We start from the raw sequence: 24,154 nt of genomic DNA, 5'->3' as shown, positions 1-24,154 counted from the left end.
ACTATATTTCCTACATTTTCTTTCTTCACTTGCGGCGATACTATATTTCCTACATTTTCTTTCTTCACTTGCGGCGATACTATATTTCCTACATTTTCTTTCTTCACTTGCGGCGATACTATATTGTTTTTTTTCGTTTGCGGAGAAATGATATTGTTAGGTTTCATTTTACTAATTTGAGGAGCAATTAACTCGCTTCCTTTTTTTATTACATCTGAAATTTTATATTCTTTTTTCGGTTTTATTGGTGGTTGTGGTGGCTGTGGCAATACATTTACCGAAAACTTCGTGTTTTCTTTTTCCGCCGGTTTTTGTTTTTCTATCACAGGTGGTTTTTGAATAACAGACGGTTTTTCAACTGGTTTCTCTTTTTGAATTGGCTGTTCTTTTTGCACCTCTTTTTGCGGTTTCACCTGTACTTCTTTTTGCGGCTTTACCTGCATTTCCTTCTGCGGTTTTACCTGCACTTCTTTTTGTGTTTGTTGCATAGCTGGCTGCTGTGTAATTGGTGCTGATTGATACGTAACTTCTTCTTCATCTTCTATTCCAAGCGGAGTTGGTGTTGCTGCAAATTCTTTTTGCTGCACTTCTTTTACGTATTGCTTTGGATGCGCTGAGCCTGCCCCAGCCTGTTGTTTCATGTGAACACTCTTGGATGGCACTTTAATTTTCATACCTGGCATAATTAAATCTGGATTACTAAGTTGTGTATTTGTTTTTTTCAACGTATCAAAATCCACTCCGTACTTTTTCGCAATTTTCCAAAGGGTATCCCCTTTTTGCACGATATGAATTTTCAAATTTTCCCCCTCCTGTATAACTTATCTATAAGTAACAAATCTCATGAAGTAACTCTTTCTAAATAACATTAACTTCTTTTCACTTTTAGCACTTCTTCGATTTTCAATATCATTCGAAGTGGAATAAGCATAAAGAACCACAATGATTTCTTCAAAACAATGTATGCCCATTTTGTTCTCGTTATGATTATATGTATGAAAAAAAGCAACGGGAATACCGTTGCTTTACACACGCTCTAACATACGATTTAAGGCAAGAACCGCTTCTGCCGTTACTTGTTTATCTACGCTAATAACGTTAATTTCTGCTCCTCTTTCTATCGTTTCAAGTACCCATAATAAGTGAGGCAGATCAATTCGGTTCATCGTTAAGCATGGACACATAAATGGATTAAGTGAAACAATTTCTTTATCTGGATGTTGCTGAATAATTCGGTTCACTAAATTCATTTCTGTACCAATCGCCCATTTGCTACCAGATGGCGCTGATTCAATCATATCAATAATATACTTCGTTGAGCCTGCATAATCTGAAGCAGCTACCACTTCATAGCAACATTCTGGATGTACAATAATATTCATATCAGGATGATTTTTTCGTACGCTCTCAATGTTCTTCACTGTAAAATTTTGATGAACAGAACAATGCCCTTTCCATAAAATCACTTGAATTTCTTCTATATCCCCATCGTACTCTAATGAATCTGTGTGTGGGTCCCATACTGCCATTTTATCTAACGGGATACCTAAATCGTACGCTGTATTTCTTCCTAAATGTTGGTCTGGTAAAAAGACGAGACGTTCTTTTTGAGTAAACGCCCAAGATACCATTTGCTTTGCATTAGAAGAAGTTACTGTTGCTCCTCCGTTACGACCACAAAACGCTTTAATTGCAGCTGTAGAGTTCACATATGTTAACGGAATCATCGTATCTCCAAATAATTTCTTTAGCTCTTTCCATGCTCTTTCTGTTTGTTCAATATCTGCCATATCCGCCATCGAACAACCTGCACGCATATCTGGTAAGATGACAACTTGATCATCTGTCGTTAACATATCTGCTGTTTCCGCCATAAAGTGCACCCCGCAAAACACAATATATTTTGCGTCTTTATTGCTCGCTGCAACTTGCGCAAGCTGAAGTGAATCCCCTGCTGCATCTGAAAATTGTACCACTTCATCTTTTTGATAATGATGCCCTGGAATGAATAACATTTTCCCCATCTTCTCTTTAATTTCACGAACACGCTTTTCCATATCTTCCGTTGACATCGTGTAATAACGCTCTGGTAACATCGTTTCAATTGGCTGTACTTGTTCTAAAATACTCATATACGTTTCTCCCCCTCTAAGCCACTTTCCTTACCCTTCAATATTGAAACTAATATCAAGTGCTTTCACTGAATGTGTTAACGCTCCAAGTGAAATATAATCTACCCCTGTTTTTCCGTATTTCGATAAATCTTCAATTGTGATGCCCCCTGAAGCTTCTGTAACGATAGCGCTCGGTACAATTTTCGAAAACTCCCGGATTTCATCTGGCGTACGATTATCGAACATAATAATATCCGCACCAGCAGCAACAGCCTCTCTCACCTGTTCCTCAGTTTCTGTTTCTACTTCTACTTTCACCATATGTCCTAACTTTTCTTTCACTGATGTAACAGCTTTTGTAATAGAACCAGCAAACGCAATATGATTGTCTTTAATCATGACACCATCATATAAACCGAAACGATGATTAAATCCACCACCACACACGACCGCATACTTATCAAACATACGTAGTCCTGGCATCGTTTTTCGCGTATCACAAATACGAGTATGGCTACTATCTAAAGCAAGAACCGCTTTACGCGTCATCGTCGCTATTCCGCTCATACGCTGAATAACGTTTAATATAACGCGCTCTGCTGTTAATAACGATGCAATTGGCCCTTGCACAGTGGCAATGATTTCGCCTTTTTCTACAAGATCCCCATCTTTTTTATGAAGCTCTACTTCAATTCTCTCATCAATTAATTTAAATCCTGATTCAATTACTAAACGTCCTGCAAAGACCCCTGTATCCTTCGCAAGAAACGTTCCTTTCGAAAGTAAGTTATCTGGAAAAATAAGCTGAGATGTTACATCTCTTTCTCCTATATCTTCTAAAAAAAATCTATTTAATGCTTCTTTAACTTTTATCGTGTTCATAAAGCCCCTCTTCCCCTCATCACACAAGTTGTAGTTTTCTCTTTACTCGAACAATCTCTTTCTTTCCTATATTTCTATCTGGATAATCACTTCGGTAATGCCCGCCAATACTTTCTTCTCTTTGCAGGGCTGACACAACTATAAGCTCACAAACTGTTAACATATTAATAAGCGTTATCTCTTCATTCGTAAGAACATCATGTTGTAATATCATATTTCGAACACCGTACTTACTAAGCCATCTCTTCGCATAAGATAAACTTTGCTCTGTTCGCACAATCCCAACATATTTCATCATGCATTTTTGTATTTCTTCTTTCGTCGGTAAATGATTCAGAACGATAAACTTTGCTTCTTTTTCGGCTAGCATGTTCACCTTTTCTTTTGTCTCTCTAGATAAAATGTGTCTTCCGATTCTTCCTCCAAACACAAGACCTTCTAATAATGAATTACTCGCTAATCTATTTGCACCATGAACCCCATTACAAGCTACTTCCCCGACTGCGTATAGGTTCGGAATAGACGTCTCTCCATCACAGTTCGTTTTCACGCCACCCATGTGAAAATGAGTACCGGGCACGACTGGAATAAGGTTTTTATTTATATCGACTCCATTCGTTTTACATATCAATGACACGGTCGGAAAGCGTTGTTCAAAGTTTTGAATCATTTCGATGTTTAAGTACACTTTTTCACCCGCAAGTAGCTGTTCATGAATAGCCCTTGCGACTACATCACGAGGCGCTAAATCCTGTTCGGAATGTATATCCATCATAAAACGCTGCCCTTTGCCATTTATAAGGACAGCTCCTTCTCCGCGAACAGCTTCGGACACGAGGCCGGAACAACGCCCACCCGCGTATAACATCGTCGGATGAAATTGTATAAACTCTAAATCTACAAGCTCTCCGCCTGCACGGTACACCATTGCAAGTCCATCGCCTGTAATTGTCTCATCATTAGAAGTAAAGGCGTATAAACCGCCAATACCGCCTGAAGCTAACACCGTATAATCTGCATTGTAACGTTTCAGTTCTCCTTTATTGTTGCGAGTTAAAGCCCCAACACATTTATCTTTTTCTATAATAAAATCGAGCACCATTTCCTGTTCCACTACCGTAACGTTTGGAGCTACTTCTTGAATAAGATGCTCTAATAAATTCTTTCCTGTTGCATCGCCACCTGCATGTAAAATACGACGTTTTCGATGCGCTCCTTCTTTTCCAAGATGAGGACCTGTTTCATCTCCATCAAATTTCATTCCATTTTCAATAAGGTTATTAATTTCTTTCGGTCCTTCCTCGACTAAATAACGGACCACTTCTTCATTGTTATAATGACACCCTGCTACTAACGTATCTTCAAAATGATCATTAGGATTGTCATATGTAGCTACCGCTGCGGCAATTCCACCTTGAGCTAAATGTGTATTATTATTACGTTCCGTCTCCTTTGTGATAATAATCACATTCTTTTCGTGACAAATCTCTTTTGCAACACGAAGTGCCGCAACGCCACTTCCAATAATTAAGACATCTGCACTTGGCATAATTGTTGCCTCCTACTTTACACTTTTCAACTGTCTTGACACCTATATTTACATAGTTTTAAAATAATGACAAGAGTTTTTTTATAATTTATTTTCACTACCATTTAAAAAGTAAAAGAAATGTAACTCTTACGAGAGAGAGGAACTTACATGATGATATATCTTGACTATGCAGCTACTACACCTATGAGCGAGGAAGCGTTACAAACATATATGAAAGCAGCGTCGCAATACTTCGGAAATGAACAAAGTTTACATGATATTGGAGGAACGGCTTCTTCTTTATTACAAGTTTGCCGAAAAACATTTGCGGAAATGATTGGAGGCAAAGAACAAGGAGTATTTTTCACAAGCGGTGGATCGGAATCGAACTATCTTGCGATTCAATCACTTCTAAATGCCCGAAATAAGAAGCATATTATTACGACACCTATGGAACATGCATCCATTCGAAGTTATTTTCAATCTCTAAAATCAAAAGGCTATACGATCACTGAAATTCCTATTGATAAAAGTGGACTCATTTGTTTAGTAGATTTAGAGGCAGCTATTACAGAAGATACTGTGCTAGCAAGCATACAGCACGGAAACTCTGAAATTGGAACCGTTCAAAACATTGCAGAAATCGGGGCACTGTTAAAAAAATATAACGTTTTATTTCATTCGGATTGTGTGCAAACATTTGGTAAACTTCCTATCAATGTTTTTGAGATGGGAATTGATAGTCTTTCTGTTTCAGCACATAAAATATACGGACCAAAAGGTGTCGGCGCTTGCTATATAAATCCGCAAGTTCGCTGGGCACAAATATTCCCGGGAACTTCTCACGAAAAAGGGTTTCGCCCAGGTACAGTAAACGTTCCTGGCATCGCATCTTTTTTAACAGCTGCTGAGAATATATTAAACTATCAACAGGAAGAAAGCTTACGTTGTAAAGAGTTACGATCCTACTTTTTAGAGCGATTACAAACACTTTCTCTAGAAATTCAAATAGAAGGTCATTCTACTTCTTGTTTACCACATATTATTGGGGTTACAATAAAAGGAATAGAAGGTCAATATACAATGCTAGAATGTAATCGCCATGGTATTGCCATTTCCACCGGAAGTGCTTGCCAAGTCGGTAAACAAGAACCTTCGAAAACAATGCTTGCAATTGGAAAAACGTATGAAGAGGCGAAACAATATGTCCGCTTCTCTTTCGGGCAACAAACAACGAAAGATCAAATTGATACTACTATTCATGCACTACACACAATTGGAAATCAATTTTATAGAGGTGTTAAATCATAATGAAACAAAATGAACAAAAAAAGATTTTAGGCGAAGAAAGACGACAGCTTATCCTTCAGTGGCTTCTTGCTGCAAATGAACCGTTATCTGGGAATGAACTATCGAAAAAAACAAACGTAAGTCGACAAGTGATCGTGCAAGACATTTCCTTACTTAAAGCACGAAACGAACCGATTATTGCAACTGCTCAAGGATATTTATATTTAAAACCACAAGAGAAACAACAAGCTTTCGAACGCGTAATCGTATGCCAACATAAACCAGCGGAAGTACGTCAGGAACTTACAATGCTTGTTGACCACGGCGTTACGATTAAAGATGTAAAAGTTGAGCATCCTGTATACGGTGACTTAACAGCATCCATTATGGTAAGCAATCGCTTTGATGTAGAGCAATATTTACAAAAAATCGAAAACACAAATGCTTCCTATCTTTCACAACTAACAGATGGTATTCACTTACATACAATCGAGGCAGATTCTAAAGAAAAATTAGATGCTGCTTGTGAGGCACTGGATAAAGCAGGATTTCTCGTTTATTAATGTAAAGCACAGAGTTTTTATAATTCTCTGTGCTTTTTTAATGCTATAATATTGTAATCAATCGTAAAGGAGATCACATATGGGAATTGAACTCGTTCACTTTAGTACTGGTAAACCGAAACAAATGAAATATGGCGAAGATAAAGAAATGATAACAGGTATATGTAAAGATCCTACAAAAGAGGCCTTTCTCTCAAAAGACGGATTCCTTGGTGATGACGTAGCGGATTTAAAACATCACGGGGGACCTGATCGCGCTGTTTGTGTGTACCCACACGAGCATTACGCACTATGGGAAGAGGAATTTCAAACTACGCTTCCAGCTTCCACATTTGGCGAAAACATTACCGTAACAAATATGTTAGAGCGTGATGTTTGCATCGGAGATACATATCAACTAGGTGAAGCAATCATTCAAGTGACACAAGCTCGCGTTCCTTGTAGCACAATTTCAAAACGTCTTGGCATCCCTGGCATACTGCCGCGCATTGTAGCAACTGGATTTACTGGCTACCTATGCCGTGTTCTTCAAGAAGGTACTGTACGTAAAGATTCTAAAATTACATTACTAGAACGTCAACCGAGCAATGTTTCTGTTTTGTTCTCTAACGAAATTTATTTTCATAATAGAAAAGATAAAGATGGCATTGAAAAAATTCTTGCTGTCCCAGAACTAGCTGATATTTGGCGTGGTCAGTTAGAAGATCGTCTTGCGAAGTTAAAATAAAATGAAACTTTAATCAGTGGGGGTTTTGTTAATTCCCCACTGATTATCAGCCCTCACCAATCGGGCTTTTATGGGCAGCCCGATTCCCACTTAACTTCTTCGCTTTCGCTGAGTTTTGAGGTGGGGATCTTACTGCCCGGCAAATAGCGGGATAAAGAATCCCACCTTTTGCAGGTGAGATTTTATTAATCTATCCAAAAATACACTAGACACTGAAATGATATTGACGATTAGACAAATACCAATATTCCATCTACATCTTACAACCAATAAGAAGAATAACTCCCCAGCACTGTAACAGAAAAACCGAGCGCTTCAAGTTCCATCGTTACACCTGGCAATAATACGTCATCGTACGCTTTATCGACATCGATTAAGAAAAAATAATTTCCAAGACCTGTTTTCATCGGACGCGATTCGATTTTTGATAAGTTTAATTTTCTCCATGCGAAAGCTGATAACACTTGATATAGGGCACCTGCATAATCAGCAGGTAACGTTATCATAAGCGTCGTTTTCTCTCCGCGGTTTTCTCCGTTATTCGGGAGTATTGCTTTCTTTTTCTTATGGAGAATGAGGAAGCGTGTATGGTTATTTTTATGCGTATGAATGCTACGTCTTACAATTGTTAATCCGTATTTTTCTGCAGCTGCTTCATTTGCAATAGCGGCAATTTTTTCTTCAGGATGTTCTTTCACATATTGCGCAGCGGCACTTGTGGATGTCATATCTCGAACAGTTACTCCTTTTAATTCTTCATTTAAAAACTTATGGCACTGTGCAATGGCATGCGGATGAGAATGCACCGCATATACTTCATCCCACACTTCTGCATACTGCGGATGTACAAGTAAATGCTGCTGAATTGGTACTGTAATTTCTCCTACAATGGAAAGTGGCTGCTCATGTACAAGATAATCAACCGTTATATTCACTGAACCTTCTATTGCATTTTCTAACGGTACGACTGCAAAGTCTACATTTTCATTTGCAGCTGCATCTATACAATCTGGAATCGTTCGATACGGTACATGATCTGCTTCCGGAAAAAAACGACTCACCGCCATATTTGTAAATGTTGCTTCTGGTCCTAAATATCCTACTCGAATCATCGTCTTTTCCCCTCTTTTTCGTTTTCTTACTGTTATACCATACTTTTTTATATTCTTCTATGTAAATTTCGAATATTAAAAAAAGACTAGCATTTGCTAGTCTAAATGTTTCTTATATTCTCTTTGAGCGAAGAAGAAATAAATGATACATGCTACGATATAAAACAGAATGAACAAGCCTACTTTTTTTAATGATCCATCCATAAAGAAAGTATTATGAAACGTATATAACGCAACTGCACTATGCATACTCCCTACTATAATTGGCGCAAAAAATAGCATACATAATTGCCAACGAGAAATTTTCCATACTTCTTCCTTCGTCATTCCAAGTTTAGAGAGTGCACCATACTGCTTTCGGTCCGATGCAATATTATGGAACCATTTAAAATACACGATACTACATGAAGTAAGAAAGAATAATATACTAATAAACGAGCCTACAAATAGAGTAATATCGCCGCCTTCTTTCATACTTACATATAACTCCATATTACTTCGAAATGCATTATTATTATCTTGTTTCATATGTTTCCGTAAATCTTCATTCAATTTCTTCGTCTTTTCGATATTTGATAATGTGTAGCCTCTATATATCATCTTTTCAGAATCAGGAACCTTATCTGCTATATTGTCAAAGTCTTCATCATTCATAACGAAGAACAGACCATTAATGTACGAAGGGTGATAGTTAAATTGAACCCCTTCTTTCTGACCGTTAAATACGAATTGATATGGTTGATTCATTACTTGCAATTGAATCTCTTTTTGATTATATACATTCGAATTATTGTATTTATTATAATAAACGAGTGTCACTGTACCTTTTTTAGGATGATATGTTTTCTGTTTTTGTTTCCTCGCTTCTTGGTTATAATCACTTTCTTTTATAAGCGGTGCTATTGTTGTTTCTCCTTTATTAGACTGAAAGGATGCATACACTCCAACAAAACTCATATATTGAAAATCATCATACCCATATTGATTCAGTAATTTTTCAACCGCACCTTCTTCAAAGACTTCATAAGTAGAAATACCTTTTTCTATGTACGAAAACGAGTGTACCCCTCCAGTTCGCCACATATCCTGCATGCTAGAAAAATACAAGAACACCGTACCTGTTGCCGTAACTACAAATGTCGTTGCCATAGACATCAGAAAGAAAAAGCGACCATTTTCCTTCATTCGATGTGACAATTGATTCACTATAAATAAATACGGATATGTATACATAATCTTTTTATTTCGTTTAATCATTTCTAACAATTGGATTGTACCGTGTGTAAAAGAAAAGTACGTTCCGAAAAAGACAAGTATAGACACAGGGAAAAAGCATATTGCTATCGTAGCCATCGTCACTTGTAGCGCCAACGCATACCCGCCCACTAAACAAGCAAAACCGAATAAACAAAGCCACTTTGATGTTTTCTTCTCTTTTTTATCTGTTCGAAATTCTTTCAATAACCGAATGATTTTTATATTCCATATACGTAAAGCACTTATAAAAGATAACAGAATAAAAACGACCATATATGTAATAAATGTTACACCAATCGCACTTACGTCAAATATAACAGGGAGTTCTTTCGGAAGCCCCAGTAACATACTAAACACCATGAAGAAGAGCTTTAAAAAGATCATGCCCAGCCCTATACCGAAAATATTAGCAAAAATTCCAATTAATATTTGCTCGGTCATAATTACTCCTATTACGTTAGACTTCGTTGCTCCCATTAACATATATAGTCCTAATTCTTTCTTACGTGCTTCTATGAAAATAGAAGTAGAGTACAAAATAAATATGACGAAAAAAGAAATAATTATAATGTTACATATGATAAGTCCCCAGCGTACGTTTTGATACCACATCGTCTCTTGCATATACGGATGTACAATAACAGACATATATGCAAAAGATGCAAATATTGCAAAACAACTACTTAAGAAAAACACTTTATAATTACGCCAATTTCCTTTTATATTTTGCAGCGCTAGTTGCCGAATGTTCATCTATCGTCCTCCTGTAACTTACTACATAGGCAAAAAGCTAGAGGTTCCCCTAGCTTTTTACGTGTTTTAAATATCCTCTTTGCGCGATCATAAAGTAAATGGCAGAAGCTAAAATGTATGCTCCAATTACAAGCGCACCTGATTTCCACAAATCAATATAAAGCATTTTCCCTAACGTATGAAGAGCAAATCCACTATGAATGGAACCGATTAAAATTGGTATAAAGAAGATAACTCCCATTTGTCGAATCGCAATTTTGCGAATTTCTTTATCTGTCATACCGATTCTCTTTAACGATTTAAATTGAATACGATCTTGTTCTTTATCGTTAAACCATTTAAAGTATGTCATACTACAAGCGAAGAAGAAGAACAGTACCGCTACGAAGAAACCGATGAACATTGTAATTGCTCCACCTTCTCTTATATCCTTATACGCAAACACTGAATTTCTCAATTCTCCTTGCTTTTCTGGTGCAATTTCATTTTTCAAATCTAATACAAGATCTTCTGTACTTTTCCAATCCTCAATATAATAACCGTAATATTTCGTCTTTTCTTCATCTGGTACGAGTTTTGCATATTTCTCAAAATCTTGATCATTTAAAACGAGATATTCATTATCATTAAAAACAGAATACTGCGTTGGATTATTTAATTGAACAGACTGCTTTTGTCCGTTAATTGTAAATTCATACGGTTTCGTGCGGTCTATCTTCATCAGTTCATTTGACATATCAACCATAACCATTGTTGCACTACCTGGTGCATTATGAACTTCTGTAGGTTGCTCTCTCTTTTGTTTGCGCACTTCCGTATTATATTCTTTTTCTGAAATAATCGTCATCGGTACTTCATGTTCACTATTAAACAACGTTATTTTCTGTGTTGCCGGTAGTTTAACGTAGGTTACTTTTCGTGCATCTTCAAACCCACGTCTCTTCACAAGCTCCTGTACCTTTTCTTCATTAATAAGGCTATGCGTATTTAACCCCTTTTCCTCATATGAAATAGCGTGTGGTGTAAGTTCTACCGTTTTCGCACTCAAATTTTCAAAATATACGTAAAGCGTGCCAACTGCCGAGGATACAACCGCCGTAATAATAGAAATTACAAATAGAAAACGAGCATTATCTTTCATTTTATAAATAAGGTTACTAAGGACGAACATATTTGGGTATGTATAAAAAGATTTTTTTCTTTTTTGCAATGCTTTTAATACGACTGTACTACCTTGTGTAAATAGCAAATAAGTTCCGCCTATCGTCAGCCCTACAATCGGTAAAAACAGAATGATAAAATTCATAAATGTTACTTGGAAGCTAAGTACATACGCAGCAATAATACATCCTATACCAACTACACATAACCATGTAAATGCAAACGGCTCTACTTTTTGCTTTCTTGCTTCTCTTAATAAATCAATAATTTGCAAGCGTCCGACTGTCCAAACACTAAACAACGATAGGATTAAAAATAGAATAAAGTATACACCAGCTGTAATAAGAATTGCTTTACTATTCCAAACGAGTGGAAGTGTCTTATCTATTTTCAATAATACGCTTAACGCTTGGAAAAATAATTTTGAACAAAGCATTCCAGCCCCAATACCAACTACAATTGCAATACTACCTAACATCAGTTGCTCTAATATAATCATTCGGCCGAGCTGCGATTTCGTTCCGCCTATTAATGTTAGTAGACCAAACTCTTTTTTTCTTGCTCGTAAAAACGTTGAATTTGCATATAAAATAAAGAGTGCCGAGAAGATGACCACAATATAATTCATCGATTCTAATCCTTTTGTAATCATCGTCCTCATACTAATATTACCGCTTACGACATCTGGATGATAAATAAAAGAAGCATACATGAAAAATACGACAATCGATAAACAACTACTTATAAGAAACGCTTTATAGTTACGCCAATTTCCTTTTACGTTATTAAGCGCGAGCTGGCGAAAGTTCATGATACTCTCCTCCTAGCATCGCAAGTACGTCCAGAATTTCTTGGAAAAAGGCTTGTTTCGTTCTTCCTTTATGTATTTCCGAGAAAATTTCTCCATCTCGTATGAAAAGGATACGTTCACAATAACTAGCCGCTACTGGATCGTGCGTAACCATTGCAATCGTTACTTTCTTTTGCTCGTGTAAATCTTGCAGAGCGCCCATTAGCGATTTCGCTGACTTTGAGTCTAAGTTTCCAGTTGGCTCATCTGCTAAAATTAATGTCGGTTCATGAATGATTGCTCTCGCTGCTGCTGCACGTTGTTGTTGTCCCCCAGATACTTCGTATACTTTTTTATTTAAAATTTCTTCGATGTTTAAAAACTTCGCAATCTCAAGCACTTTCGCATCGATTTCATTTACAGATTTCTTCGCCATTACAAGCGGTAAAATGATGTTTTCTTTAATGGATAACGTATCAAGTAAGTTAAAATCTTGGAAGATGAATCCTAAATGTGTACGGCGAAACTCTGCTAATTTTGCAGCACGCATTTGATTAATTTCTTCTCCATTTACAAGCACATGACCTGAAGTTTGCTTATCGATTGTTGCTAATAAATTTAAAAGCGTTGTTTTCCCGCTTCCTGAAGGACCCATAATCCCTACAAATTCGCCTTCTTCTATTTTAAAATTTATATCATTTAAAGCAGTCGTCGCTACTGAACCTTTCGATTGATACACCTTTGTTAATCCTTTTACTTCAAGAACACTCATTTCTAATCCCCCTATGCGTTTTCTTCTTACATTTACTATAAGAAAAATAAGAAAAAGAAACGAGTGATTTCCCTTACAAAACGTTTTGTTATCTTACAGTTTTGTCATTTTTCTCATTAATGTATGATATTCTTCATCTTTTGCAAATTGGAACGTGAATGTTGTCCCTTCTCCTTCAGCCGATTGAACACACATTCCATGATGTAAATTATCGCAAATTTCCTTCGTAATATATAAGCCCATCCCAGTCGCTTCTCTCGTTTTACGTCCATTTATTCCCGTAAAGAATGGATCAAATATGCGCTTTACGTCTTGCTCTGGAATACCAATTCCATTGTCCTTAATATGTAATAACACCTTTTGATTTTTCTCTTCAATTTGAAATTGAATTTCTTTTTTCTCTGCCGCTGAAATTTTTGTATACTTGATTGCGTTTACAACAATTTGACCTATAGCAATACTCAGCCATTTTCTATCAGATGCAACCATACAAGTATCTTCTTCAAACATCACTTTCGGAAATACAGACGATTGAATGAAGGATTTTCGATTTTCATTAATAATACCTCGCACGACATCTATAACATTTACTACTTCTACTTTATAATCCTTCGCGAACTGCTCTAGCCTTGCCATATGTAACGCTAAATCTAAACCATTTAGTATACGGTTATTTTCTTCACGAATACTTTCAACTGTTGCTCTTGCCTCACGATGCTCCTTGCCAAACTTCTGCAACAATAATTCAATAACAGATACTGGTGTTTTCATTTGGTGAATCCATTGGTTCATAAATATCATTTGCTGTTGCTCTTTCGCATGCTGTTTATGAACTTCATTCATATATTGCTGTCTTAATAACGTAAAAGATTCAACGACCATTTCTTGCTCTAATGTATAAGATTCATCAATAAGTAAAGAGTCATGTAATGTATTTCCGCCATTAACATACTTTTGGATCCTCTTTAAAAACACACTCCGTTTTCGATAATCGTAAATGAGGTATACAGTAAACACAACTGTTCCTAACAAAAGTCCATATAACCACGTACTCCAATCAATGGATTTCTTTTCTAAAAGACTTTGCAACTGCAAAACGAGCCCAAATAAACAAAGGCTAACAATATAAGAAAGAATTAAAGAAAAGCGGTCCATAAGGTAATTTTTAACCTTCATGCCCTTCGCCCCACTCTGTAAGAAGCGCATAACCATATCCACGTTTCGTTACAATTGCATTTTTAATGCCTAGCTCCTCTAGCTTCTTCCTTACACGTTTTACATTTACGGTTAATGTATTATCATCCACAAATGCTACTTCATCCCATAGGGCTTCTAACAGTTCTTCGCGCGTTACATATTGATTCACCTGTTTCATTAAACACTCTAATAAGTAAAACTCATTTTTTGTCAGTTCAGTTTGTTGTCCCTGCCACTCAACAATATGCTGGGACGGGAATAACAACAGTCCATTTACACCTAAACAATCACTCTCAGCAGCAGAAGCATACTCTCCATAACCACGGCGAAGTGCACTCTTCACCTTTGCCATTACGATATCTAAATGGAATGGCTTCGTAATATAATCATCCCCGCCATTTTCAATCGCCATTACTTGATCCATTTCCCCTGTTCTTGCAGAAACAAAAATAATCGGCGCATTCGATACAGTACGAATTTGACGACACCAATAAAAACCGTCAAAGTACGGTAAATTAATATCAAGTAACACGAGATGAGGATTTACTTTTACAAACTCATCTTTTATATGACGTAAATCACTTGCTCTAAATAATTGATAGCCATACCTTTCTAAATGCTCTTCTAATATTCCCGCGATTTTCTCATCATCTTCTACAATTAATATTTTATACATGTTCGTTTTCTCCCCATAAAAGAATTCTTCTAAAACCACTCCCCTTTTTATTATAAATTGAAAATTTAATTAGTGGGGATTTTTTCCTATATAAATCTGATTTTTACGATATAAAAAAAAGACTGCCCTATTTCGGCAGTCTTAGTCGATAAATTCAAATTCATATTCAAGAATTTTTACAATATCTCCGTCTTTTGCACCACGTGCACGAAGCGCTTCATCAATACCCATTCCACGCATTTGGCGAGCGAAACGACGTATAGACTCATCACGTGAGAAGTCTGTCATTTTGAATGTCTTCTCGATATCGTAACCAGAAATAACAAACGTGCCGTCACTTTCACGTGTAATTTCAAATTTAAGACTTTCAGCATCAAATTTATACATTACACTTGCTTCAGACTCTTCGACAACATCGTACATTGGGAATTCTGGTGTTGTTTCTAATAAGTTCGCTACTTCAAATAGTAAATCACGAACACCTTGTTTCGTTACAGCTGAGATTGGGAAGATTTTTACTTCGTCTCCCACTTTCTCTTTAAATGCTTGTAAGTTCTCTTCTGCATCTGGCATATCCATTTTGTTTGCTACAACAACTTGTGGACGCTCTGTTAAACGCATATTGTATTCTTTTAATTCATTATTGATTGTAACATAATCTTCATATGGCTCACGGCCTTCTAAACCAGACATATCAATAACATGTACAATTACACGTGTACGCTCGATATGACGTAAGAATTGGTGTCCAAGTCCAACGCCAGCATGTGCGCCTTCAATTAGTCCAGGAAGGTCAGCCATCACGAAGCTGCGGTTATCACCAGTTTCAACAACACCAAGATTCGGAACGATTGTTGTAAAGTGATACTCTGCAATTTTCGGACGTGCTGATGATACAACAGATAATAATGTAGATTTACCTACACTTGGGAATCCAACAAGTCCAACATCTGCTAGTACTTTAAGTTCTAGAATGACATCACGTTCTTGACCTGGTTCTCCGTTCTCAGCGATTTCTGGTGCTGGGTTCGTAGCTGTTGCGAAACGTGAGTTACCACGGCCACCTCGGCCACCTCTTGCGATTACAGCAGTTTGTTCATGCGTTACTAAATCGGCAAGAATTTGACCAGTTTTTTCATCTTTTACTATTGTTCCTGGTGGAACCTTTACGATTAAATCTTCAGATTTACGTCCGTGCTGACCTTTACTCATTCCGTGCTGACCGCGATCAGCTTTGAAATGACGTTGGTAGCGGAAGTCCATTAATGTACGTAAGCCTTCCTCAACTACGAAAACAACATCTGCACCTTTACCGCCGTCGCCACCTGCTGGGCCACCTTTAGGAACATACTTCTCACGACGATACGCAACCATACCGTTACCACCGTCGCCGCCTTTTACATATATCTTGACCTGATCTACAAACATTATTTCACCACACTTTTTTCAATTGGTTGTAATATAACTGAGACTTCTTCGTCTCGCACTGTATAAGAAATGGAATACCATTTATTGTTTTGGGTCGCAAGCCAATTCTGTAGTTCTTCTACACTCGTTAGCTTACCACGAAAATCAAAAAAGAAACGAGCATTCTCCGCGTCACATTCAATTGTGATACAAACATAATTTTCAACATATACGTCTAAACTATGCTGAAGCATTGAGAAAAATTGATTCGTCCATGTACATACAGTCTCATCTAAGTGAGATAAGTTATGTAATTTCCCTAATACTTCGTACTCCAATAAGCACGGCTGCTGTTTCCAATTATATGTTAAAATCCACTCTGAAAATAAAGGCATTGATAACCCCATCAGATTGGATTCTTGTCTCGCTTCTTGGACAAAACGATCGATGAGACTATGAATTTCTTCCACTTTTCCAAGTGAAAGGTTTCCTTTCACCATCTGCATACGATTGAGCCAATCATGTCTTGAATGGCGCAATGCATCTATAATTGTCCATTTTTCATTCATTTAGATACCCCTTAATATAGAAAAACTCTAACCTGCACTCAGGTTAGAGTTTTCCGTGAGTTCTTATGCTTCTTGAGCAACAGGATATACGCTCACTTGTTTGCGGTCACGGCCAAGACGCTCAAAGCGTACTACGCCGTCAACTTTCGCGTATAAAGTGTCATCGCCACCACGACCAACGTTAACACCTGGATAAATTTTTGTACCGCGTTGACGGTAAAGAATTGAACCACCTGAAACCGTTTGACCATCTGCGCGTTTAGCACCAAGACGTTTTGACTGAGAGTCACGACCGTTCTTTGTACTACCTACACCTTTCTTAGATGCGAAAAACTGAAGATCTAATCTTAACATACGTTACACCTCCTGCACTTTTTCTATTAAACGGATATACTTTCCGTAATCAAGTTCGATCGTCTTAAGCGAAACAACCAATCCTTCTAAAAGTATCTGTGCTTTTTCTGCTGCATGAACGTCTAAATCATTAGGCAATTCATACGTTAAGAATCCGCCATCACTTCCGAGTTCAATAGTTGCCTGCACATTACAAAGTTCTTCCACTGCATTTATAGAACCAAACACAACCGCTGTAGTTCCAGCACAGACAAGGTCTTGTCCATGTGGCGCATAATCGGCATGTCCAGTCATTTTAAATGATTGGATACTTCCTAATTTCGTGCGACTTATCGTAATTTTAATCATGTTAACCAGAATTAAGCGTTGATAGCTTCAACAACTAGCTTAGTGTAAGGTTGACGATGACCTTGTTTCTTACGATTGTTCTTTTTCGCTTTGTATTTGAAAACGATGATTTTCTTAGCGCGACCTTGTTTTTCAACTTTCGCAGTAACTGTTGCACCTTCTACAACTGGGCTACCAACTTTAACGTTTTCGCCACCAACGAAAAGAACTTTGTCAAAAGTAACAGTTTCACCAGCTTCAACATCTAATTTTTCAATGTAGATTGCTTGACCAGCTTCAACTTTAATTTGTTTTCCACCTGTTTCGATAATTGCGTACATACTTGCACCTCCTCTTAATTACTAAGACTCGCCAAAAACGAGGTAGACATAAATGCCTTTAGGGAACCTGTCTTGTGCGGTTGTAGCATATAGCCGTTTAGGTGCTATAAACTATAACATAAAGATGTTACCATAATTCATTGAGTATTGTCAATGAATCTTCTACTAACTATTTTTTCCGTTCTACAATTTCTTTTTTACTTCCAAAACGGATAATAGCGTACTTTTCGATAATATCATCTTTGAAATAAATTTCAAATGGAATATTTTTTTGTAATTCTTTTTGCAAAAATTGTTTTTGCAGTTCTTTAGGCGCAGCGATTAATACTGCCTCATCCTCTATGTTGCCATATGTGATTAATTCTCTCTCTAGCTCATACGCAATTGTTTCATACGACATTACATAACCCGTCGCTTTGCAAGATACACACTCTTCTAGTAATACGTCACGTAAAGAATGTTTTTTACGTTTTCGTGTCATCTCCAAAATTCCTAACTCAGTAAATCCAAGCACTCTTGTATAAGTACGATCATCTTTCATAGCAGCTATGAGACATTCTCTTACCTTTTCTTTATCTTCTCTTTTTTTCATATTAATAAAATCAATTAATATCATACCACCAATATCACGAAGTCTTAATTGGCGTGCAATTTCTTCAGCTGCCATCTCATTTGTGCGAAGTACTGTATCTTGTAAATTTTGTTTTCCAGTAAACTTGCCCGTATTCACATCAATTACAGTCATCGTCTCCATTTGCTCTACAATTAAATAAGCACCATTTGGAAGCCACACAATTTTTTGGAGTGCTTTCTCAATTTCACGCTCTATTCCAAAATGGTTAAACATCGAAGACTTTTCATTATAAAAAGATACTTTTTCTTTTCCAACTTTGTCTTCTAATTCTTTTACTATACTTCTTGTATCTACAACTACTTTTTCAATTGTTTCAATTGGGTTCTCTTGAAATACACGATCTAAAAAGGTCGCCGGTCGATGAAGTAATAACGGCGCCTTTCCTTGATCCTCTTTTCTTTTTAACTCTTCATACAACTGTTGTAACCCTTGCATTTCAGCTTGTATTTCTTCAATTTCCCCTTTTTCAGAGGCAGAGCGGAAAATGTAACCTCCCGTTCCTTCTACTTCAATTTCAAGTAACTGTTGTCTTCTTTTATTATTTTTTATTTTCCGAGAAACAGCTCGCATCTCATCAAACGGCATATAAACGACATATTTCCCGGTAAATTCTATATTCGCTGTCAATTTAGGCCCTTTCGTATCAATTGCCTCTTTCACAACTTGTATGAGTATCGCTTGCCCTTCATGTATACGATAAGAAGCTGGTACATCATCGTATGAAAGATACGCATGTTTTTCTAAACCGATGTTTACAAAAGCTGCGTTCATTCCAGCAATTGTTCTTACGATACGTCCAACATAAATATGCCCAACAATTTCTTGCTCTTCATTACGTTTCCATAAAAACTCAACAATCTTGTTCTTCTCTTCAATTGCAACGCGCTTTTCCGAACCAGCGTAATTCACATATAACGTTTTCAAAATTATTTCCTCACTTTATAATCTTCTTTGCTTTTACAATAATAAAAGGTTAGTGCTATCGTCAACACTAACCGATTAATTCTTCAACTGATGAAGTTGTTCGTTTTTCAGTAAAATATGCATAGAGCAATTCATTTTCATCCAATGTGTAATGCTCTTTATATTTTCCACGGACGATAATAGAATGCTTATATCCTCTACGAAATTTTGTGAATATCTTATATAAATGATCTTCTGATTGCACTTCAATAGGTGCAATCTTTTCAATCCCTCTTTTATTTCCATAATAACGTTCTAATAAAAAACGCATAAATGCATACCGTCTTTGTTTCCACTCTTGATATAACGACACTGCCAAAAATATGAGTAGTACCCACATCATAATATTGTTACTATTCCAGAGCAACTGCCATCCTAATATTACACCAAAAAAAACACATGACAATTTCATCATCTTTTCATGTGCTTGTAAATAAGGAAAACGATATGATAGTATATTAAACAATACTTTCCCGCCATCTAACGGCCAAATAGGGAGTAAATTAAACGCTAAAATAATTATATTATTCCACATAAAGAAATAATATAAATCTGCATTCAGCCAACCGGCTTCAAACAACATATAACCTACCAGCATCATCCAAACATGTTGAATCGGTCCTGCAATTACGACAACAAGTTCCTCTTTCAATGACTTATTACCATGTTCCTCAAGCTCGGCGACACCACCAAACGGCAAAAGCTGAATTCTTTTTATACGCCAATTATAGTGTGCTGCTGCAAAAGCATGCCCAAGTTCATGAATAAGAACGATACAAAATAACAGTAGTAATTCTTTAAAACGTGCAGTAAAAATACCAATGACAATAATAACCCAAAATAATGGATGCACGGAAATTTTCGTTAAAACGTCCCTATATTTAATCAAATGATATCACCTGGATCGGATCAATAAATTTTTCATTCTTTTTTATCGCAAAATAAAACTTTCCATTTTTATCATTTGTATCATTACTCACCGTTCCAATTTTTTGTTTTTTTGAAACGTAATCATATAATTTCACTGACATATCGTTTAAGTTTGCATACCATGACTCCGTACCATCTGCATGTTGAATTTGAACTGTATTTCCAAGTTCCTCTTTCTTACCCGCAAAAACAACTAATCCTTCATTCACTGACTCAACTGTTGCATTTGTAGCTGTTTGGACAAATACACCTTGGCCATTTTTTTGAAACCCTTGCATTACCTTTCCAGAAGCAGGAATTGCATAATCTTTTTGCTGAATACTTCCTTCTTTTTTCTCGTTCGGCGAATAGAATACGAGCGGTTTTCCAAATTGCTTTTCGTACCATTTCGCTACAGTAGCAAACTGAAATTCCTCTTTCATCACTTTTTCTGTAACAGCTTTAGCTCCATTGAATGAAGAAGGAGCATTCTTATATAAAATAGCAACCGAAAGAACTAATATTACTGATAATAAAACTTTGAAGAAAAAGACTTCCTTTCGAAATAAAGGATGCATTTCCTTTTCTCCATCTTCAATAAATACTGTTTCGCTATCAAAATTCCCTCCGGTAAAATACTGCTCTTCCTCCATCCTTTCTTGCTCGGCCTTCCTTTTTGCAATCCGCTTTTTAATTTCTTCTACACGTCTATTCTTCATACTGTCTCCTTTCTTTCGTTAAGCTAATTTCAATAGAAACAGTTGTATACAGTTTGTACATATGTATGAGCTAAGAAAGAAAGATATTCGTGTGAAGAAAAAAGAAAGCACTTCGCATATGTGCGAAGTGCTCTTAACGGATTCCAAAGAAGTTTTTCACCTTTGCAAATACCGATACCTTTTCTTGTTCAAATGCTTGTAATGGTACATTCTCACCTAACAAGCGTCTTGCAATATTACGATAAGCCAACGCTGCTTTTCCGCTTGGTTGCAACGCCACAGGTTCACCTGTATTTGTAGCTCGAATAACTTCATCGTCATCTTCGACAACACCAAGAAGCTCGATTGACAATGTACGTACAATTTCATCAACATCTAACATATCCTGTTCATGAAGCATATGACTACGTACACGGTTAATAACAAGTTTCGGTGGTTCAATATCCTCTTTTTCTAAAAGCCCAATAATACGATCCGCATCGCGCATTGAGGATACTTCTGGCGTCGTAACAACGATTGCTTTATCCGCACCAGCTACCGCATTTTTAAATCCCTGCTCAATCCCCGCAGGACAATCAATTAATATGTAATCATAATCTTGACGTAATACTTGTATTAATTCATCCATTTGTTCAGGTGTTACCGCTGATTTATCACTCGTTTGTGCTGCAGGTAATAAATAAAGATCATCAAAACGTTTATCTTTAATAAGAGCCTGAGGTAAACGGCAACGCCCTTCAACGACATCAACAAGATCAAATACAATACGATTTTCCAGCCCCATTACTACGTCTAAATTTCGAAGACCGATATCTGTGTCAATTAAGCACACTTTCTTTCCAGATAACGCTAGGGCCGTACCAATGTTCGCAGACGTTGTAGTTTTACCTACTCCGCCTTTTCCAGATGTAATTACTATTGCCTCTCCCACAGCTATACAATTCCCCTTTCTAACTTTGTTAAATTAGGTCTAAGATGAGTGAGAAGTTGCAGGCGATCGACAACAATGTGATTGTTCTCATTAATATACGCACATTCTGCCGCCTCCGCTCCGTCTTCTTTCTCTTCCGGAGCCCGCATTGCCACATCACTAATTCGAAGTTGCATCGGGTTCATAACAGATGCAGCGATTACAGCATCCGAATCCCCATAATACCCAGCATGCGCAATTCCTCTTAATGATCCTACAACAAAAATATTCCCCCCAGCGATAACCGTTCCGCCTGGATTAACATCTCCAATTAACAACAAATTTCCTTTTACATGTAAAACTTGTCCAGAGCGAACAATTTTGGAAATAGGGACAATTTCTGTTTCTTCTTTCCAAGCTATTGCTTCTGCTTTAGTGATAACATCACTTTCAATTGAATCCACAACAAGATTCTTTTTATTACGAATTAACGTACGAATCTCTTCTTGTTGGACTTCTGTTAAATAACGATTTCCTACTTTCACATGCACTTCAATTAAAGAGCGCCCATCACCATCGTAGTAATGTGTAGAAAGTTTTTCGTCTAATTCCATCAATAATTCTGAGAATGAACAACAATCATCTAAATGAAGCGTTATCCCATCTTTTGTCCCTTTTATCGTTACATTTTGTTGCTTTTTTTCTTCCACTAAAGTTCACCCCACCGATTCAATTCGACATAAAATTAGAAAATCCTTTTTTCTTTTTCTTCCATCGCTTTTGAAAGACGCACTATATATCGTCTCAGTGGGAAACAAACTATCAATAAGAAAATAGCATTTAACAATAAAGTAGAAAGGAGACGATCTGTGAAAAAGACATGCGCTGGCATATGAGTACGTCCTAACAAAGTTAAGAATCCATACACATAATACTCTAGTGCTACAATGCTAGCTAATATGATAGAAACAACAATAAATAAATTCAATTGTAATACTTTCATCACACTATAAACTAAATAAGCTAAAATCGGATAAGCAAAAATATATATCCCGACAAGTTCTGTGTATACGGTATCAAATAAGAAGCCAAATAATAGTCCGTAATAAATCCCTTGGACCGGACTATAATACACTGTAATAAAACATAAGACGATTATAAAGAAATGCGGTGCTGCTATACTGTCTTTCCAAAACACATCCGTTGGAACAACAGTAGCAAACATATTTTCAAATAGAAACACAAAAAGGAGCAAAAGAGGAAGAGCTGCTCTTTTTAATATCTTCATCATCTCTTCTTCTCCTCCTATTCTAATGGCGCTGAAGGTGTTGCACGTTTAGCAACCGTAATATGCTCTACGTCATTTAAATCAGCGGCAGGTTTTACATAAGCTGTTTTTGTTAAGCCATATGCATCCGGCTGAACATCAACGATTTTTCCAATTACAAGACCTTTCGGGAAAATATCACCAAGTCCAGATGTTACAACTAGTTGATCTTTTGCTACCGGTGCATCAGAGCCAATCTTTGTGAAAAGAAGTAATTGTTTTTCTTTGTCATAACCTTCAATCAAACCAAAGATTTTCTCTTGCCCTTGTACAATAGCAGAAACGCGATTTGTTCGGCTCATAGAACTTAGTAATTCTACTGATGATGTAAACTGAGATACACTTTTCACTCTTCCAACTAACCCTTGTGAAGTTACTACAGCCATATCTTTTTTAATTCCTTGCTGTGCCCCTTTATCAATTCCAATTAAATCGTACCATTTATCTGGATTACGAGAAACAACAGTAGCTGGAATTTCAGTATACCCGCTATTTAACTCTTTCTTACCAGTTAGCTCTTGTAGCTTCTTGTTATCATCTTCTAATTGTTTTACTTTCCCTGATAGACCTGCATAATTATCTAATTTTGCTTTTAATTCTTTATTCTCTTCATACGTGCGCTTTACATCCTCTACATTTTCGAAGAATCCAGCTACGTATTTCGCTGGCTTTTGGAATACACGTTCTACAACACCGACAGTGTCTTTAACAAACTGCTCTGGCCATGTTAAACTGTTCCGTTCTTTCAATGAGATTCCAATCAATGCCACGAGAAGAATAATACTAACCAACAAAACAATTAATCTTTTGTTTAAGAAAAACTGTGGCACGTTCACACCCTCTTAATTTCACTGATTTTTATTTTGCAA

24 protein-coding genes, 1 pseudogene and 1 other annotated feature are annotated in these 24,154 nt (G+C 36.7%); of the genes and pseudogenes, 3 read left to right on the top strand and 22 right to left on the bottom strand.

The features are described 5' to 3' along the window. The 4 genes and pseudogenes from exsA to nadB all read right to left on the bottom strand — a co-directional run. A pseudogene (exsA, locus tag MR170_RS07690) lies at window positions 1-800 on the bottom strand (spore coat assembly protein ExsA); the annotation flags it as partial. A 225-nt stretch (window positions 801-1,025) separates the two neighbouring features. Then, window positions 1,026-2,132 carry a quinolinate synthase NadA gene (gene nadA / locus MR170_RS07685; protein WP_016080191.1) on the bottom strand — a complete coding sequence of 369 codons (1,107 nt, stop codon included), beginning with the start codon at window positions 2,130-2,132 and terminating at the stop codon, window positions 1,026-1,028. Between the two features lie 30 nt (window positions 2,133-2,162). Next, window positions 2,163-2,996 (bottom strand): carboxylating nicotinate-nucleotide diphosphorylase, encoded by an 834-nt coding sequence (gene nadC, locus MR170_RS07680; RefSeq protein WP_029443359.1) that lies wholly within the window; start codon window positions 2,994-2,996, stop codon window positions 2,163-2,165. Window positions 2,997-3,015: 19 nt separating this feature from the next. Next, window positions 3,016-4,545: an L-aspartate oxidase gene (gene nadB, locus MR170_RS07675; RefSeq protein ID WP_242307873.1), complete on the bottom strand. Its 1,530-nt coding sequence runs from the start codon at window positions 4,543-4,545 to the stop codon at window positions 3,016-3,018. 150 nt (window positions 4,546-4,695) lie between these two features. Between nadB and MR170_RS07670 the strand changes: the two genes are divergently transcribed. The 3 genes from MR170_RS07670 (at window position 4,696) to MR170_RS07660 (ending at window position 7,107) form a co-directional block, all read left to right on the top strand. After that, on the top strand, window positions 4,696-5,838 hold the full coding sequence (locus MR170_RS07670) for an IscS subfamily cysteine desulfurase (RefSeq protein ID WP_242307871.1): 1,143 nt from the start codon (window positions 4,696-4,698) through the stop codon (window positions 5,836-5,838). Beyond that, the gene (locus MR170_RS07665) at window positions 5,838-6,380 is read left to right on the top strand and encodes a transcription repressor NadR (RefSeq protein WP_000812272.1); all 543 of its coding nucleotides are present in this window, start codon (window positions 5,838-5,840) and stop codon (window positions 6,378-6,380) included. The genes MR170_RS07670 and MR170_RS07665 overlap by 1 nt, the downstream gene beginning before the upstream one ends. 79 nt (window positions 6,381-6,459) lie before the next feature. Next, window positions 6,460-7,107 carry an MOSC domain-containing protein gene (locus MR170_RS07660; protein ID WP_048564867.1) on the top strand — a complete coding sequence of 216 codons (648 nt, stop codon included), beginning with the start codon at window positions 6,460-6,462 and terminating at the stop codon, window positions 7,105-7,107. A 260-nt stretch (window positions 7,108-7,367) separates the two neighbouring features. Here MR170_RS07660 and pheA read toward each other — a convergent pair whose 3' ends face one another. From pheA to mreC, 18 genes are all read right to left on the bottom strand, one after another. After that, complete coding sequence (gene pheA, locus MR170_RS07655; protein WP_242307869.1) at window positions 7,368-8,219, bottom strand: prephenate dehydratase; 852 nt, start codon at window positions 8,217-8,219, stop codon at window positions 7,368-7,370. 96 nt (window positions 8,220-8,315) lie between these two features. Further along, complete coding sequence (locus MR170_RS07650; RefSeq protein ID WP_242307867.1) at window positions 8,316-10,229, bottom strand: ABC transporter permease; 1,914 nt, start codon at window positions 10,227-10,229, stop codon at window positions 8,316-8,318. Between the two features lie 49 nt (window positions 10,230-10,278). Continuing rightward, a complete protein-coding gene (locus tag MR170_RS07645) occupies window positions 10,279-12,201 on the bottom strand; it encodes an FtsX-like permease family protein (RefSeq protein ID WP_242307864.1) in 1,923 nt (640 codons plus the stop codon). Further along, the gene (locus MR170_RS07640; RefSeq protein ID WP_000114529.1) at window positions 12,176-12,952 is read right to left on the bottom strand and encodes an ABC transporter ATP-binding protein; all 777 of its coding nucleotides are present in this window, start codon (window positions 12,950-12,952) and stop codon (window positions 12,176-12,178) included. Before MR170_RS07640 ends, MR170_RS07645 begins: the two co-directional genes overlap by 26 nt. A gap of 93 nt (window positions 12,953-13,045) precedes the next feature. After that, on the bottom strand, window positions 13,046-14,128 hold the full coding sequence (locus tag MR170_RS07635; RefSeq protein WP_029443364.1) for a HAMP domain-containing histidine kinase: 1,083 nt from the start codon (window positions 14,126-14,128) through the stop codon (window positions 13,046-13,048). Continuing rightward, window positions 14,118-14,825, bottom strand: coding sequence for a winged helix-turn-helix domain-containing protein (locus tag MR170_RS07630; RefSeq protein WP_242307861.1), 708 nt, complete (start codon window positions 14,823-14,825; stop codon window positions 14,118-14,120). The genes MR170_RS07635 and MR170_RS07630 overlap by 11 nt, the downstream gene beginning before the upstream one ends. A gap of 141 nt (window positions 14,826-14,966) precedes the next feature. After that, window positions 14,967-16,253: a GTPase ObgE gene (gene obgE / locus MR170_RS07625; RefSeq protein WP_000497121.1), complete on the bottom strand. Its 1,287-nt coding sequence runs from the start codon at window positions 16,251-16,253 to the stop codon at window positions 14,967-14,969. Then, entirely contained in the window at window positions 16,253-16,801 is a 549-nt protein-coding gene (locus MR170_RS07620; protein ID WP_001003587.1) for a sporulation initiation phosphotransferase B, read from the bottom strand. The genes obgE and MR170_RS07620 overlap by 1 nt, the downstream gene beginning before the upstream one ends. A 63-nt stretch (window positions 16,802-16,864) precedes the next feature. Beyond that, complete coding sequence (gene rpmA, locus MR170_RS07615; protein WP_000944957.1) at window positions 16,865-17,155, bottom strand: 50S ribosomal protein L27; 291 nt, start codon at window positions 17,153-17,155, stop codon at window positions 16,865-16,867. Between the two features lie 3 nt (window positions 17,156-17,158). Further along, window positions 17,159-17,503, bottom strand: a complete 345-nt coding sequence (locus MR170_RS07610) for a ribosomal-processing cysteine protease Prp (RefSeq protein WP_002094147.1) — start codon at window positions 17,501-17,503, stop codon at window positions 17,159-17,161. 11 nt (window positions 17,504-17,514) lie between these two features. Continuing rightward, window positions 17,515-17,823, bottom strand: a complete 309-nt coding sequence (gene rplU / locus MR170_RS07605; protein WP_000270907.1) for a 50S ribosomal protein L21 — start codon at window positions 17,821-17,823, stop codon at window positions 17,515-17,517. A gap of 14 nt (window positions 17,824-17,837) precedes the next feature. Next, window positions 17,838-17,915: a sequence feature (ribosomal protein L21 leader region), on the bottom strand. 77 nt (window positions 17,916-17,992) lie between these two features. Further along, window positions 17,993-19,381, bottom strand: a complete 1,389-nt coding sequence (locus MR170_RS07600) for an Rne/Rng family ribonuclease (protein ID WP_242307859.1) — start codon at window positions 19,379-19,381, stop codon at window positions 17,993-17,995. A 67-nt stretch (window positions 19,382-19,448) separates the two neighbouring features. After that, entirely contained in the window at window positions 19,449-20,309 is an 861-nt protein-coding gene (spoIVFB, locus tag MR170_RS07595) for a stage IV sporulation intramembrane metalloprotease SpoIVFB (RefSeq protein ID WP_016080180.1), read from the bottom strand. Beyond that, window positions 20,302-21,048 (bottom strand): stage IV sporulation protein SpoIVFA, encoded by a 747-nt coding sequence (spoIVFA, locus tag MR170_RS07590; protein WP_242307856.1) that lies wholly within the window; start codon window positions 21,046-21,048, stop codon window positions 20,302-20,304. Before spoIVFA ends, spoIVFB begins: the two co-directional genes overlap by 8 nt. Window positions 21,049-21,181: 133 nt before the next feature. Further along, on the bottom strand, window positions 21,182-21,979 hold the full coding sequence (gene minD, locus MR170_RS07585; protein ID WP_000503309.1) for a septum site-determining protein MinD: 798 nt from the start codon (window positions 21,977-21,979) through the stop codon (window positions 21,182-21,184). 2 nt (window positions 21,980-21,981) lie between these two features. Further along, window positions 21,982-22,668, bottom strand: coding sequence for a septum site-determining protein MinC (gene minC / locus MR170_RS07580; protein WP_000391521.1), 687 nt, complete (start codon window positions 22,666-22,668; stop codon window positions 21,982-21,984). A gap of 35 nt (window positions 22,669-22,703) precedes the next feature. After that, window positions 22,704-23,249 (bottom strand): rod shape-determining protein MreD, encoded by a 546-nt coding sequence (mreD, locus tag MR170_RS07575; RefSeq protein ID WP_000975765.1) that lies wholly within the window; start codon window positions 23,247-23,249, stop codon window positions 22,704-22,706. Between the two features lie 14 nt (window positions 23,250-23,263). After that, entirely contained in the window at window positions 23,264-24,115 is an 852-nt protein-coding gene (mreC, locus tag MR170_RS07570; protein WP_016080178.1) for a rod shape-determining protein MreC, read from the bottom strand. Between the last annotated feature and the right edge of the window lie 39 nt (window positions 24,116-24,154).

Source organism: Bacillus cereus group sp. BfR-BA-01524, from assembly GCF_022662595.1.
Classification (GTDB): domain Bacteria; phylum Bacillota; class Bacilli; order Bacillales; family Bacillaceae_G; genus Bacillus_A; species Bacillus_A thuringiensis_S.
The sequence above is the reverse complement of the archived record's forward strand: the minus strand, read 5'-3'. Positions and strand labels throughout refer to the sequence as shown.